Raw genomic sequence first — 14,905 nt, 5'->3', positions numbered from 1 at the left:
TATTGACCTTTAGTGCAAAACCCCGGGATGGTCAGGGCTGCCGGGTAGAGTGAACAACACGGCAGCGCGGTTATCTTAGCCAGCTACTTTGTCCAGCGCCGCCTGAATCGCCTCGGAAAGCTCGTTGATTTCAAATTTAGCCACATAGCCATCGGCTCCGACTTTACGCACATGTTCTTCATTGGCGCTGCCTGAGAGCGAAGAATGGATCACTACCGGAATTTTTTTCAGGGTCTCGTCGCGTTTGATATTACGCGTCAAAGTAAAACCATCCATCTCCGGCATCTCCAGATCGGTCAGCACCATCGCGATGCGCTCGCTGATATGCTGCCCTGCCGCCTGCGCTTCACGCGCAATCATCTTGATTTTCTCCCAGGCTTCCAGACCGGTGTTGTGCATAATCGCCGGAATGCCCATGGTTTGCAGCCCGTGTTCCAGCATGGTACGCGCCACTTTTGAATCTTCCGCGACGATAACTACCGCGCCCGGCTTGAATTTGAAGGTGCGCTGGGTGATTTCTTTCGGCGCGGCGTCGCGTACTGAAGGCACGATGTCATAAAGGATCTGTTCAACGTCCAGCACCATGGCGAGGCTGGTAGTCTGATCGTCATTATCCAGACAGGCGATACTGGTGATATTGCGGCTGCTCACGCCAGACTCAGCGGTGTGCACCTGGCTCCAGTCGAGACGCACGATATTATCAACCGACTCGACGGCAAAAGCCTGCGTACTGCGGGCATATTCCGTTACCAGCAGCAGATTAAGCCCGGTCGCCGGTTTACAGCCCGCAACGGCCGCCAGATCGATGACGGGAATGATTTGCTCGCGGATATTGGCCATGCCCAGCAGAGGAGATTGCATGCCTGCCGCTTTGGTAATGGTAGGCATCGGGACGATTTCACGCAGCTTAAATACGTTAATGCCAAACAGCTCAGCTTTTTCGCCTTCCAGAGAAGACCCCAGCCGAAATAATAACAGTTCAAATTTATTAGATAAGGCGAGATTCGCTCTCTCATCAATATCTTTCTGGAAATTATCCATTTTTACCTCTGGTTATTATTGTGGCTGGCGTAAGCTCACAATGCGATATTTATCAGGCGTCACGAGGGCACGGCTACACCCGGCAACGTTAACGCTTATGCGTTTGCTCTAATGAGTTATCGGCAGATAAAAATAAAAATACAGAGTGAATCGCTTTTCTGTGGCGTGACTAACGGTTTAAGTTACTAAAAAACCTGTCAGCAGGAGGAAATGACTGGGCGGGACAAAAAAGAAAACCCTGACACACAGGATGCCAGGGTTAGGATGCGTTACTCAGACAGCGTTAATGTTTGCCATCAGTATCGTAAGGATCTTCTGTATCATCGGTACTGTCATCGCGTTTACGCGGGATCTCACCCTGCTCGTCCGGCGCGCCGCTAGCGCCAAGATCGTCTTCTTCATAGGGATTAGGCGCATGAGGAGCATCTTCAGGTAAGCCATGATGTTCGTGCTCGTCCGGGTAAGGCTTGTTATGATCGGGGCGTTCTGACATTGGTTCCTCCATTAACATTCACGCGGATACGTTAACTGAGTATAGGCGAGGATGTGACTCACTGCCTTGTTGTGCCGGACCTGCCTCCTCCTGACCGTTACGCGACAAAAATAAAAGGCCGCCCACAGGCAGCCTTTCGCTTACTATTAATTTTATTTATATAATTACTGAAGCGCTTAAGGCTTGCAGTGGGGTGTTTCCCTGGTGTGACAGTATTGCTATGGCTGCCTACCCGCTTACGGACGCATATTTAGAGCTGCAAGCAGTATTTGGTTGGTTTTAAAAAAAACCGGGCGAACCGTTCTCGAGTAGACGCTGCCATTATTTATAAAATTACCTTATGATTCTACTCCCCTAAAGTACAGGTTATGCCTGACAGCTTCCTGAAATCGCTTATTCAGGCTACGCCTAATGCGGTTTTCACTTCGTTAGCAATTTTTTCTACCTGCGGGCCATAAATTACCTGCACGTCATGATCGCTGACCCGGTTAACGCCGTTGGCACCGGTGGTCATCAGGGTTTGATCGACCACCTCTTTCATATTTTTCACCCGCACGCGCAGACGGGTAAAACAGCAGTCAACCTCTTCAATATTTCCTTCACCGCCCAGCCCGCTGATGATTGTTTTGGTCCGCTCGTTGGCGCTAACGACCTGTGCTGGCGCTTCCTGCTCTTCTGATTCACGCCCAGGGGTTTCCACATTCATGCGTTTGATGACAAATTTGAATCCATAGTAATAAAGCGGCGCATAAATTGCCCCCAGCACCAGCGTCCACCACCAATGAGTTTTTCCACCGCCGAGAATACCAAATACCACCAAATCAATAGCCCCGCCCTGCACGTTGCCAATCATCAGATGCAGCATCGACATCAACATAAACGAGAGGCCGGTTAACAGCGCATGCATGATATAAAGCACCGGCGAAACAAAGATAAAACAGAACTCCAGCGGTTCGGTAATACCGGTGGTAAAGGAGGTCAATGCCCCGGCCAGCACCAGCGCCTTAACGCGCTGTTTATGTTCCGGTCGTGCGGTATGGTATATCGCCAGCGCCGCCGCCGGCAGGCCAAACATCATTACCGGGATCTTGCCCTGCGCCAGGAACTGCGTCGCCTCACGCACGGTCTCGTCAGGAATGGTGCCCGGATGAGTTAGCGAGGTGTTGAAAATGTTCAGTGCGCCGACAATGGTCTGATTATCTACGGTAGCGATACCGCCAATCGGCGTAAAGCGCACGGTTTCATTGAGGATATGATGCAGTCCGGTTGGGATCAGCAGCCGTTCACAGGTGCCCAGCAGAAACGCGCCATACTGACCGCTCTTGCCAATAAATTCACCCACCCAGGCGATGCCTGCGCCGATGCCAGGCCAGATCATCGCCAGCAGCACGCCCACCAGCGGCAATACCACTACTGTCACAATCGGAACAAAGCGTCGTCCGCCAAAAAAGCTGATCGCCGTCGGCAGTTGCTGGGTATAAAAACGATTATGCAACATAACCGTCAGCAGACCGGCAATGACGCCGCCCAGCACGCTCATGTTAAAGGTAAAGATGCCCAGCATTTCGATATATTCCGCTGAGGTCATCATGGCTGTGGTTTGATCCATTCCGGCCTGCTGCAGCGCTTCCGGCGTGGTGGTTTGCGCCGTCAGCCCTCTGGCTGCCAGCGTGGCACTGATCCCCACATGCATAGCGATAAATCCAATCACCGCTGCGAAAGCCGCCGTGGGCTTTTCTGCTTTTGCCAGGCCAATGGCGCTGGCAACGGCGAAAAATACCGGCAGATTGGCAAACAGCGCGCCCGCGACTTTGCGAATAAAACCGATAATAAGTTGAGGCGTGTGCATATTGGCGAAAGCATCGCCGGTGATAGCAGGATTTTGCATTGCCGCAGCAACGCCAAGAAAAATACCGGCTGCGGCTATTACTGAAATAGGCATCATCAATGCTTTGCCGAACGCATGAACCTTACTGGTAAAATCTTTCATAAACCGCCTCTGTTGCAGGTCAGAAAGTTTCAGTATTAGTCAGTCAGGCGATAAGCACCGCACCGGCGACGGCAGGTGGCGGGTAAATTTTGAGCAAACTCACATTTTTGTGCGGCACGATAAATGAAAACTATCACACCATTAAGTCAATCAATTAGACAAAATATTTAACCCGCAGCAGACTTCCTGGCAAAAGAAGCAATAAATGCTTAACAATTCATAAACACAATAAGCCTGCATGAATCATGAAATTTAAATCACAAATTAAGCCATACCAGGCCGCGGCGGGCGGCTGGGGCTCACTTGAAGCCACCACCCGTTTCGTTATTGACAGCAAACAAGCACTGAAAAACATGCGCAACCTGATGCGCATGAACAAAGCCAAAGGTTTTGACTGCCCGGGCTGTGCCTGGGGCGACGATAACAAAAGCACCTTCAGTTTCTGTGAGAACGGCGCGAAAGCGGTGACGTGGGAAGCTACGCGCCGCTTTGTCGACGCTGAGTTTTTTGCCACGCACAGCGTCAGCACGCTTTACCAGCAGAGCGACTATTTCCTGGAGTATCAGGGACGTCTGACCGAGCCGCTGCGCTATAACCGCCTGACCGATCACTATGAACCGATCAGTTGGGAAAATGCGTTCTCGCTGATTGCTCAGCATATTCACGCCATGGACAATCCCAATCAGATGGAGCTTTACACCTCAGGCCGCGCCAGCAATGAAGCCTCATGGCTTTATCAGCTGTTTGGTCGCATGGTGGGCACCAATAACTTCCCTGATTGCTCCAATATGTGTCATGAAGCGAGCGGCAGCGGCCTGAAGCGCAGCATTGGCGTGGGTAAAGGCACTATTCGCCTGGATGATTTCGATCATGCGGACGCTATTTTTGTCTTTGGCCAGAACCCGGGCACCAACCATCCGCGTATGCTGCACAGCCTGCGTCATGCCGCCGATCGCGGGGCCAAAATCGTGACCTTTAATACCCTGCGCGAGCGTGGTCTTGAGCGTTTTGCCGATCCGCAGAAGCCGCTGGAAGTGGTGACATCAAAAGCGGGTACCATCAGCTCCACCTATTATCAGCCAAATCTTGGCGGTGATATGGCTGCGGTACGCGGTATGGTTAAAGCGCTGGCGGAAACTCACCGTGCCCGTATCGCCGCAGGTGAAAAAGGCCTGTTTGACGAAGCCTTTATCAATGCGGCTACGCAGGGCGTGGAAGATTACCTGGCAGCGGTAGATGCCACCAGCTGGGAAAAGATTGAGCAGCAGTCCGGCCTGAGCGAGCAGCAGCTGCGTGAAGCAGCAGCGATTTACCAGAGCGCCGACCGCGTTATCTGTACCTGGGCGATGGGCATCACCCAACATAAGCACTCTGTGGATACGGTACGTGAAATCGTTAACCTGCAGCTGCTGTTTGGCCAACTGGGCAAGAAAGGTGCCGGTCTCTGTCCAGTGCGCGGTCACAGCAATGTGCAGGGCAACCGCACCATGGGTATTGATGAGAAACCGACGCAGGCCTTCCTGGATGCGATGGCGCAGCATTTTGGTTTTGAGCCGCCGCGCGAGCCTGGTCATAACACAGTACAGGCGCTGGAAGCGATGCTGCGCGATGAGATCAAAGTGCTGATCGCGCTGGGTGGCAACCTTGCCGCTGCCGCACCGGATAGCCCGCGTACGGAAGAAGCGATGCAGCGCTGCGGTCTGACGGTACATATCAGTACCAAACTGAACCGTAGCCATCTGGTGCCGGGTCAGGAGAGCCTGATTCTGCCAACGCTGGGTCGTACTGAGCAGGATATGCAGGCCACCGGCTCACAGTTTATTACCGTGGAAGATTCATTCAGTATGGTGCACGCGTCTGAAGGCGTGGGTAAACCGCTGGCTGAGACGCAGCGTTCAGAAACCGCCATCGTCGCGGGCATTGCAAATGCAGTGCTTGGCAACGCCAGGGTTGACTGGCTGGCGCTGGCGGCAGATTACAATAAAATCCGCGATCATATTGCTGCCACTATTCCCGGTTTTGCCGACTTTAATCAGAAGTGCGAGCAGCCTGGCGGCTTCTATTTAGGCAACGCCGCAGCCGAGCTGCGTTTTAATACGCCTGGCGGTAAAGCACACTTTAGCGCGGCAGCCTTGCCCACCTCGCTGTTCCCACAGCTGGGCGATGTGAAAGTGCCGTTTACGCTTCAGTCCCTGCGATCACACGATCAGTACAACACCACCATTTATGGTCTTGATGACCGTTATCGTGGCGTTTATGGTCAGCGTGAAGTGCTGTTCATTAACCCGGAAGATATGCGCGAACTGGGTTATGAAGCCGGGCAAAACGTGGATATCGAAACCCTGTGGAACGACGGAATTACCCGCCGGGTCAGCGGCTTTAAGCTGGTGCCTTACAATATTCCACGTGGAAACCTTGCCGCCTATTACCCGGAAACCAACCCGCTGGTGCCCCTCTCCAGTTTTGGTGACGGCAGCGGCACGCCGACGTCAAAATCGGTACCGGTAAAAATTTCTTTGTCAGCCGACGTGGTCACGCAGCGTATTGCCTGATAGCCTGTAAGCCTGTGTAAAAAGCCGGATCCTTCCGGCTTTTTACGTTTATTACACCTTGCCGGGCGCCAGCGAATCGCGTAAAACTGTCTGCCGCTCTTAGGCCACGAAACTGAATTCAACTATGTTCCAGGATAATCCGCTGCTTGCGCAGCTTAAAGAGAAGCTCCACGCCCAGACACCGCGTGTGGAAGGGGTGGTAAAAGGCACCGAGAAAGGTTTCGGTTTCTTAGAAGTAGACGCGCAGAAAAGCTACTTTATTCCGCCGCCGCAGATGAAAAAAGTGATGGCCGGTGACCGCGTCATCGCTGCGGTACAAACCGATAAAGATCGTGAAATTGCCGAACCGGAAACGCTGGTTGAGCCGTTCCTGACGCGCTTTGTTGGCCGGGTGCAGAAAAAAGATGACCGCCTTTCTATTGTTCCCGATCATCCTCTGATTAAAGATGCCATTCCCTGCCGTCCGGTACGCAGCCTGCAACATGACTTTCAGGCCGGTGACTGGGCCGTGGCGGAAATGCGCCGCCATCCGCTGAAAGGCGACCGTGGCTTTTATGCTGAACTCACTGAATTTATCACCACCGGCGACGACCATCTGGCACCGTGGTGGGTGACACTGTCACGCCACAATCTTGAGCGTGAAGCCCCGGCGGAAACGTTCAGCGACATGCTGGATGAAAAGCTGGAGCGTGAAGATTTGACTGCGCTGAATTTCGTGACGATTGACAGCGCCAGCACCGAAGATATGGATGATGCGTTGTATGTTGAAGAGCTGGCGGATAATGCGCTGCGCCTGACCATCGCCATCGCCGATCCCACCGCTTATGTGCCTGCCGGCAGCAAGCTGGATGCTATCGCCGCCGAGCGCGCTTTTACTAACTATCTGCCGGGCTTCAATATCCCGATGCTGCCGCGCGAGCTCTCCGATAATGTCTGCTCGCTGCGCCCGAATGAGCGTCGTCCGGCGCTGGCCTGCCGCGTTACCGTTGGCCAGGACGGCTCGCTCTCTGACATCGTCTTCTTTGCCGCCTGGGTCGAATCTAAAGCCAAGCTGGTGTATGACGAGGTCTCCGACTGGCTGGAAAACAAAGGCGAATGGCAGCCTGGCAACGAAGCGATTGCTCAGCAGATTCGTTTACTGCATCGTGTTTGCCTCTCCCGTGTGGAATGGCGTCAGCAACATGCGCTGGTGTTTAAAGATCGCCCTGATTACCGCTTCCTGCTGGGCGAGAAAGGCGAAGTGCTGGACATTATTGCCGAACCGCGCCGTATCGCTAACCGCATTGTTGAAGAGGCGATGATCGCCGCTAATATCTGTGCGGCCATGGTGCTGCGCGATAAGCTTGGCTTTGGCATCTATAACGTGCATCTGGGCTTTGATGTTACTAATGCCGAGCAGGCCGCTGCCGTGCTGGCTAATCACGGCGTGACCGCTGATGCTGCTGCGATGGCGACGCTGGAAGGATTTATTCAGCTGCGACGCGAGCTGGATGCGCAGCCAACTCAGTTCCTTGATAGTCGTATCCGTCGTTTTCAGTCCTTTGCCGAAATCAGCACCGAGCCAGGCCCACACTTTGGTCTTGGCCTGGAAGCGTATGCCACCTGGACCTCCCCGATTCGTAAGTATGGCGATATGGTTAACCATCGTCTGCTGAAAGCGATCGTGCGTGGTGAAAGCGCCTCACGCCCGAATGATGACGTGACGCTGAAAATGGGCGAGCGTCGTCGTCTGAACCGCATGGCGGAACGCGATGTGGGCGACTGGCTGTATGCCCGCTTCCTGAACAAAGCGGCCGGTACCGATACCCGCTTCAGCGCAGAAATCATTGATGTTTCTCGTGGCGGTATGCGCGTACGCCTGCTGGATAACGGCGCCGTGGCCTTTATCCCGGCACCTTTTATCCATGCGGTGCGTGATGAACTGGTGTGCAGCCAGGAAAACGGCACGGTACAGATCAAAGGCGAAGTGGTCTATCGCGTTACCGATGTGATTGAAGTAACCATTGCTGAAGTTCGCATGGAAACACGCAATATCGTGGCGCGTCCTGCTGCCTGATAGTGCCATTAACGGGGCGGTATTATGCCGCCCCGTTTTATTAACTGCCTCTGATATTAATAATCTGACCGATCGCTTTTCACAACTAAAACGCCTTCCGCCTCACACTTCTCTTAAATTTTCCTTTCTCTAACAAAACTTTAAATTATTTTTACCTTGCTTACCTATTTTCCTTCCCTCTGGATTCAGCAAGGAGTTAGTCATGAGAAACGTCAAAACCGGTTTGATCTGGTTAGCCGTGGCGTTGATTGGTGCGTTTGCCTTCGCCATGCTGGCGATTAACCGCGGCGAGCCGGTTAACGCCGTCTGGCTGGTGGTGGCTGCCGTGGCCTGCTACAGCATTGCCTATCGCTTTTACAGCCTGTTTATCGCCAGAAATATCTTTGAACTTAATGATAGCCGCATCACGCCCGCCGAACGCTACAACGACGGTCTTGACTATGTGCCCACCAATAAATGGGTGCTGTTCGGTCACCACTTTGCTGCTATTGCCGGCGCGGGTCCGTTGGTTGGCCCGATCCTGGCAGCGCAAATGGGTTTCCTGCCCGGCACCATCTGGATCCTGGTTGGCGTGATGCTGGCGGGCGCGGTGCAGGATTTCCTGGTGCTATTTATCTCTACGCGACGCGATGGCCGTTCGTTGGGTGAAATGGCGCGTCAGGAACTGGGCGCGTTTGCCGGCGTGATTACCATGCTCGGCGCGCTGGGAGTAATGATTATTATCCTGTCGGCGCTGGCGCTGGTGGTGGTAAAAGCGCTGGCTGACAGCCCGTGGGGCCTGTTTACCATCGCCGCGACCATTCCTATCGCCCTGCTGATGGGGATCTGGATGCGCTTTCTGCGCCCGGGCAAAATCGCTGAAGTGTCGCTTATCGGTTTTGTGCTGATGATGGCAGCAATTATTTACGGGGGCGATATTGCGCAGCATCCTTACTGGGGACCCTTCTTTACCCTGAAAGGTACTACGCTGACCTGGGTGCTGGTGGGGTATGGTTTTATCGCCTCGGTACTGCCGGTATGGCTGCTGCTGGCTCCGCGTGACTACCTCTCAACTTTTTTGAAAATTGGCGTTATTGTCGGGCTGGCCGTGGGAATTTTGTTCGCCATGCCTGAAATGAAAATGCCGGCTATTTCGCGCTTTATTGACGGCAGCGGCCCGGTTTTCTCCGGCGCGCTGTTTCCTTTCCTGTTTATTACTATCGCCTGCGGCGCAATTTCCGGCTTCCATGCGCTGGTTTCCAGCGGTACTACGCCGAAGCTGGTCGAGCGTGAAAGTCATATCCGCTTTATCGGCTACGGCGCAATGCTGATGGAATCATTCGTGGCGATCATGGCGCTGATCTGCGCCTCGGTGATTGATCCGGGCGTCTATTTCGCGATGAACTCTCCGGCGGCGCTGATCGGCACCACGGTAGAGAGCGCTTCGCAGGTCATTAACGGCTGGGGGTTTGTGGTAACGCCAGAAATGCTGACCACCATCGCCCGTGACGTAGGCGAGACTTCAGTGCTGTCGCGGGCTGGCGGCGCGCCAACTTTTGCTGTCGGCATGGCGCATATTATTACCGACGTCTTTAACAGTCGCGCCATGATGGCGTTCTGGTATCACTTCGCCATTCTGTTTGAAGCGCTGTTTATCCTTACTGCGGTCGATGCCGGGACGCGCGCCTGTCGCTTTATGGTGCAGGACCTGGCAGGTACGCTGATCCCGGGCTTAGCCAATAACCGCTCCTGGCTGGGCAATATGGCGGGCACCACGGTCGCGGTCGCAGGCTGGGGCTTCTTTGTGTATCAGGGCGTGGTCGATCCGTTAGGCGGTATCAACACTCTGTGGCCGTTGTTTGGCATCGGCAACCAGATGCTGGCCTCAATGGCGCTGATCCTCGGCACCGTGGTACTGTTTAAAATGAAAAAGCAGCGCTATGCCTGGGTTACAATTTTGCCAACCATCTGGCTATTTATTACCTCGATGACGGCGGGCTGGCAAAAGATTTTCCATGAAAAACCTGCCATCGGTTTTCTGGCGCAGGCGAAAAAATTCAGTACGGCTATTGATAACGGCACCGTTATCGCCCCGGCAAAAAGCGTGGCGGATATGCAAACCATTGTGCTCAGCAATCAGATCAACGCCGCCCTGTGCGCCTTCTTTATGCTGGTTGCGGTAACCATGCTGATTTCCGCCTTTTTCGTGATCCGCCGCGCGTTGAAAAGCGAGCGTCCTACCACGCATGAAACTGAGCCGATGCTGCGTAAGGAGGTTCGTCATGTCTGAGTTGCTTCGCGCTGCTCCCGCGCTACGTCAAATGGCGAAAATTCAACGCTGCCGTCCGCTGGCTCCCTCAGATGCGCCGCCGCCTCAGGGCTGGCGGCTGTTCTGGCTGCGGCTGTCGCAAAGTTTTCGTTTGATGGTTGGCGTGCAGGATTATCAGAATTATTTGCGCCATATGCGACAGCGGCATCCTTCCGCCGTGCCGATGACGGAAAAAGAGTTTCACCGGTATTGCCTGGAGGCGCGTTTCCCGGCTAAAGGTGGAAAAATGGGAAAATGTCCTTGTTAAACTGTCAGCAACTATTACGGTTTCCCGTTGACTGATAGTATCAACATACAAAGCAAACGTTCAGGCGCCCATACCCGGGCGCCTGTTTAACGATCATTCGCGGAAGATGTTAATTTTTTACGGAAAAAAATCGCTTTTTGCATGCATAATGCTTATGTATTCAGTCATAAAGTATTACTAAACTTATGATAGTCACGCGATCTGCTTAACAGGATGGTTTGTATGCTTGAAGATCAGGGTCAAACATTGCTCTATACATTGTTTGGCACCCGCAGCCCTTACTGGCAGCTTACCTCCGACAGTGATGCCCTAAAACTTTCCCGGGAAGAACTGGCGGAAACGAGCCTGGCTGTTCCGCTTACAGCGTCACAGGCGCAGCTGCTGCGCGCCATGACGGTAGTGACAACCAGCGTAAACATGGTAGTAAATTTGCGTGGCGAAGAATTGCCGATGCATTTTGTCGGACGCAAAATCAATCAGGGAGAATGGGCTGGCACCGCATCGGCATGGGGCGATACCTCCTCCGTGGCGCGTGATTTGACCCAGGGACTTTCTTTTGCAGAGCAGGTAGTCTCAGAAGCCAACTCGGTGATTGTTATCCTTGATCAGAACGGCAATATTCAGCGCTTTAACCGTCTCAGTGAAGAATACACCGGCCTGAAAGAGCAGGAAGTCATTGGCCGTAATGTTTTTCAGTTGTTTATGACTCGCCAGGAGGCGGTGGCCTCTCGCCGCAATATTACCGGCTTTTTCCGCGACGGCAGCTCATATGAAGTAGAGCGCTGGGTAAAAACACGTAAGGGCCAGCGCCTGTTTCTGTTTCGCAATAAATTCGTTCACAGCGGCAGCGGCAAAAACGAAATATTCCTGATCTGTTCCGGCACCGATATCACTGAAGAACGTCGGGCGCAGGAGCGTCTGCGTATCCTGGCGAACACCGATACCGTTACCGGCCTGCCTAATCGTAACGCCATCCATCAACGCATCAGCGAAGTGCTGGAAAAACGCGAACAGCAGCAGATCGGCGTGGTTTATCTGGACCTGGATAATTTTAAAAAGGTTAATGACGCCTACGGCCATATGTTTGGCGATCAGCTGCTACAGGCGGTAGCGCTGGCGGTGCTCACCTGCCTGGAGCCACAGCAAACGCTGGGTCGTCTCGGCGGCGATGAGTTTATCGTACTGGCGGAAAACAGCTCCCAGACCGCGCTTGAAGCGATGGCGTTACGCATTCTCACGCGCCTGCGTCAGCCTTTCCGCATCGGCCTGATCGAAGTGTATACCAGCTGTTCGCTGGGCATCGCGCTGTCGCCGCAGCATGGTGAAGATCGTGAAAGCCTGATACGCAATGCCGATACGGCGATGTATCACGCCAAAGAGTGCGGACGCGGGCAGGCATGCGTTTTTTCCGCTGAGATGAATCAGCGCGTCTTTGAATATGTCTGGCTGGATACTAATCTGCGTAAGGCGCTGGAGCAGCAGCAGCTGATTGTTCACTACCAGCCAAAAATCAGCGCAGGCAATGCGGTAACGAGCGCTGAAGCGCTGGTGCGCTGGCTTTCACCGGAGCGCGGCCTGATCCCCCCCAATGAATTTATTTCTTATGCCGAGGAGTCTGGCCTGATTGTGCCGCTTGGCCGCTGGGTGATGCTGACGGTGCTACAGCAGATTGTGACCTGGCGTCGTCAGGGGATCTATCTGCGCGTGGCGGTCAACGTCTCGGCGCGTCAGCTGATCGACCAGAGCATCTACAACGATCTGAAACAGGCTCTGCAGCTTAACGGCATGAACTCCAGCCCGATCGATATTGAGCTGACGGAAAGTTGTCTGATTGAAAATGAACAGCAGACGCTGGCCTTGATGCATAAGTTCCGCGAGCTGGGCGCAGAGGTGCATCTGGACGATTTCGGCACCGGTTATTCGTCACTGTCGCAGCTGGCGCGCGTGCCGATCGATGCCATCAAACTGGATCAAAGCTTCGTTCGTGATGTGCATAAACAGCCCATTGGCCAATCACTGGTGCGGGCAATCGTTGCCGTCGCTAAGGCGCTGAATCTGCGCGTAATCGCTGAAGGTATTGAAAACCAACAGGAAGAAGAGTTTCTGTTGAATAACGAGGTGGAAGAACGCCAGGGCTACTATTATGCGAAGCCAATGCCCGCAGATAAACTGGAGCATTGGCTTGCTCAGCGTCCTGCCAAGCCCTGAATCCTGTTAGCTTACTTTACGCAGCTGCGAACTGAGGCGGTTTTGCAGCTGAACCAGGCGCTCCATATAAGCCAGATCTTTTTCCTCAATGGTGAAGGCGTAATCCACCCAATCTTCTGTGATATCCATCAGCTCTCCGCGTGAGAGCTGAAGCACGCGCTGACGCGCTTTGAGCATCGCTTTGACGCCGTTGAGCTTGGGGCGCAGCGTATCGATAAAGGTACGCGTGGCTCGATAGGCCTCCCCCTGCTGAAACAGGCGATCAACCAGACCGCGCGTTTCAAACCACTCGGCAGTATGACTCTCTCCTTCACAAATCAGCTCCTCAGCCAGTTTCATACCGGCGCGGCGCGCCACCAGCGAATAGCCGCCCATGCCGGGAAACAGGTTAAAGGCAATTTCCGGAAAGCCCATACGCGCATTATTTTGCGCCAGCAAAAAGTGATGGGCTAACGCCGCCTCGAAACCGCCGCCCAGGGCGCTGCCCTCGACCATAGCGATAGTCACCGCGCCGACATCAAATCCCTGTGCTGCCGCATGAATGCAATCAACACAGGCGCGCGCATAAGCACGCAGCGCCTCGCGTCTGTTATTTTTTATGCACTCCACAAAAAACTGCAGGTCACCGCCAGCGTTAAACATCGCCGGAACCAGCGATCCTGTTACCCAAAAATCAATAGGTAAACCGGAGCGTTGAGCGGCATAACGGAGATTCATGATCTCTTCAATAAGCGCATGATTAAAGGAAGGCCGCGGTTCCGCACGTAGCATCATCCACATCGTGCGCCGCTCTTCTTCATACCAGGCATCCAGCTGAGTGGTCTGTCCAGATTCAGTAAATAGTCGGCAGGTAGGTTGGTTTAGTAATGACATAGTCTCATCCTCGGTATAGTTGATGCGTTAAACGCAACACCAGCCTAATGCAGAGTGAGACAACACTGAATGAGCGACTGATTTTTAAGATAAAATACAAAAAAAACCCCGCCGTGGCGGGGTTGATTTTTAGCCGATAAATTACTTAACTGCTGCGCGTTGTCCTGCGGCTGCGCGATACCGTTTTATCTGTTTTGAATAAATCGCAGTAATGATTGGCACTAACAGAGAGGTCACAATAACCGAGGTGGCGACCAGCGCCGTCGCTGCGGGCGCTACCGGTTTAAACTGCGGCACCATCTCAGCAATCAATACTGGCGTGGCTACCGCCGCGCCTGCCGAACTGGAGGCAGCCAGCCCGGCCGTACCGTCTCCGCCGCCGATCAGACGATCGGCGATAATCAATGGGATGCCGGTAACGATAATAACCGCGACGCCCAGCATGATGCCCAGCAGGCCGGTTTGCGCGATAACCGCCAGATTGATGGTGTTGCCCAGCGCAAAGGCAAAGAAAGGAATCAGCGTCTGTACCGCCTTGCCGAAAAATTCGCGCAGTTCAGGATCCAGGTTCCCTAAGGCAAAACCAACCAGGAATGGCAGCACGGCACCGACAAAAACATGTGGCTCAAACGAGGCGATCCCGGCAGTGCCTAAAATCACCATCGTCATTAACGGGCCCGATTCCAGTGACATCAGTACAAAGGCGCCCGCCTCTTCTTTAGTACCATACTGCTGCATTAAAGAAGCGTAGAGACCGCCGTTAGTCATATCCATTGCCGCTACCAGTGCCAGCGTTGACAATCCGGCCAGCATTCCTACTTCAAAACCATTTTCTGGTATCAGGCGGGAGGCGATAGCCGCCACAACCCAGGCCACGGCAATTTTCGTTATCACCAGCGTGCCCGACTTACGCAGCACGGTGCCGGTAGCGCTTAATTTTATTGATGCGCCCATACAGAAGAACCAGACGGCCAGAATTGGCACGGTTCCGCTCATCAATCCATTAGTAAAAGATCCAAAGTACTTACCTGAATCAGGCGCAAATGTATGGCAAAGCGCCCCTAAGAACAGGGGCACCAGCATCATCCCACCCGGTATTTTATCGATAGCTCTTTTGATATGCATGTTGCGTTCCAC

Annotated in this window: 10 protein-coding genes; 5 read left to right on the top strand and 5 right to left on the bottom strand. The window is 53.6% G+C overall.

Annotation, left to right across the window (positions count from 1 at the left end; translation table 11 throughout):
- Positions 1-75 precede the first annotated feature (75 nt).
- From B1H58_RS16925 to B1H58_RS16915, 3 genes are all read right to left on the bottom strand, one after another.
- Complete coding sequence (locus B1H58_RS16925; RefSeq protein WP_085071625.1) at positions 76-1,041, bottom strand: chemotaxis protein; 966 nt, start codon at positions 1,039-1,041, stop codon at positions 76-78.
- A gap of 283 nt (positions 1,042-1,324) precedes the next feature.
- Positions 1,325-1,534 carry a hypothetical protein gene (locus tag B1H58_RS16920; RefSeq protein ID WP_085071624.1) on the bottom strand — a complete coding sequence of 70 codons (210 nt, stop codon included), beginning with the start codon at positions 1,532-1,534 and terminating at the stop codon, positions 1,325-1,327.
- 397 nt (positions 1,535-1,931) lie between these two features.
- The gene (locus tag B1H58_RS16915) at positions 1,932-3,524 is read right to left on the bottom strand and encodes a PTS transporter subunit EIIC (RefSeq protein WP_085071623.1); all 1,593 of its coding nucleotides are present in this window, start codon (positions 3,522-3,524) and stop codon (positions 1,932-1,934) included.
- Positions 3,525-3,769: 245 nt separating this feature from the next.
- On the opposite strand from B1H58_RS16915, the gene B1H58_RS16910 reads away from it, so the two are divergent.
- From B1H58_RS16910 to pdeR, 5 genes are all read left to right on the top strand, one after another.
- Entirely contained in the window at positions 3,770-6,076 is a 2,307-nt protein-coding gene (locus B1H58_RS16910) for an FdhF/YdeP family oxidoreductase (protein WP_085071622.1), read from the top strand.
- A 124-nt stretch (positions 6,077-6,200) separates the two neighbouring features.
- Positions 6,201-8,132, top strand: coding sequence for an exoribonuclease II (locus tag B1H58_RS16905; RefSeq protein ID WP_085071621.1), 1,932 nt, complete (start codon positions 6,201-6,203; stop codon positions 8,130-8,132).
- A gap of 202 nt (positions 8,133-8,334) precedes the next feature.
- Positions 8,335-10,401 (top strand): carbon starvation CstA family protein, encoded by a 2,067-nt coding sequence (locus tag B1H58_RS16900; RefSeq protein ID WP_085071620.1) that lies wholly within the window; start codon positions 8,335-8,337, stop codon positions 10,399-10,401.
- On the top strand, positions 10,394-10,687 hold the full coding sequence (locus B1H58_RS16895; protein WP_085071619.1) for a YbdD/YjiX family protein: 294 nt from the start codon (positions 10,394-10,396) through the stop codon (positions 10,685-10,687). The genes B1H58_RS16900 and B1H58_RS16895 overlap by 8 nt, the downstream gene beginning before the upstream one ends.
- Positions 10,688-10,909: 222 nt before the next feature.
- Positions 10,910-12,895, top strand: a complete 1,986-nt coding sequence (gene pdeR / locus B1H58_RS16890) for a cyclic di-GMP phosphodiesterase (RefSeq protein ID WP_085071618.1) — start codon at positions 10,910-10,912, stop codon at positions 12,893-12,895.
- Between the two features lie 6 nt (positions 12,896-12,901).
- Here pdeR and B1H58_RS16885 read toward each other — a convergent pair whose 3' ends face one another.
- Both B1H58_RS16885 and kdgT read right to left on the bottom strand, forming a co-directional pair.
- Complete coding sequence (locus B1H58_RS16885; protein WP_085071617.1) at positions 12,902-13,768, bottom strand: crotonase/enoyl-CoA hydratase family protein; 867 nt, start codon at positions 13,766-13,768, stop codon at positions 12,902-12,904.
- A gap of 141 nt (positions 13,769-13,909) precedes the next feature.
- A complete protein-coding gene (kdgT, locus tag B1H58_RS16880; protein ID WP_085071616.1) occupies positions 13,910-14,893 on the bottom strand; it encodes a 2-keto-3-deoxygluconate transporter in 984 nt (327 codons plus the stop codon).
- Between the last annotated feature and the right edge of the window lie 12 nt (positions 14,894-14,905).

This window comes from Pantoea alhagi (assembly GCF_002101395.1).
GTDB classification, from domain to species: Bacteria; Pseudomonadota; Gammaproteobacteria; order Enterobacterales; family Enterobacteriaceae; genus Mixta; species Mixta alhagi.
Note: the sequence above shows the minus strand (reverse complement) of the source record. Positions and strands in the feature narration are given on the sequence as shown.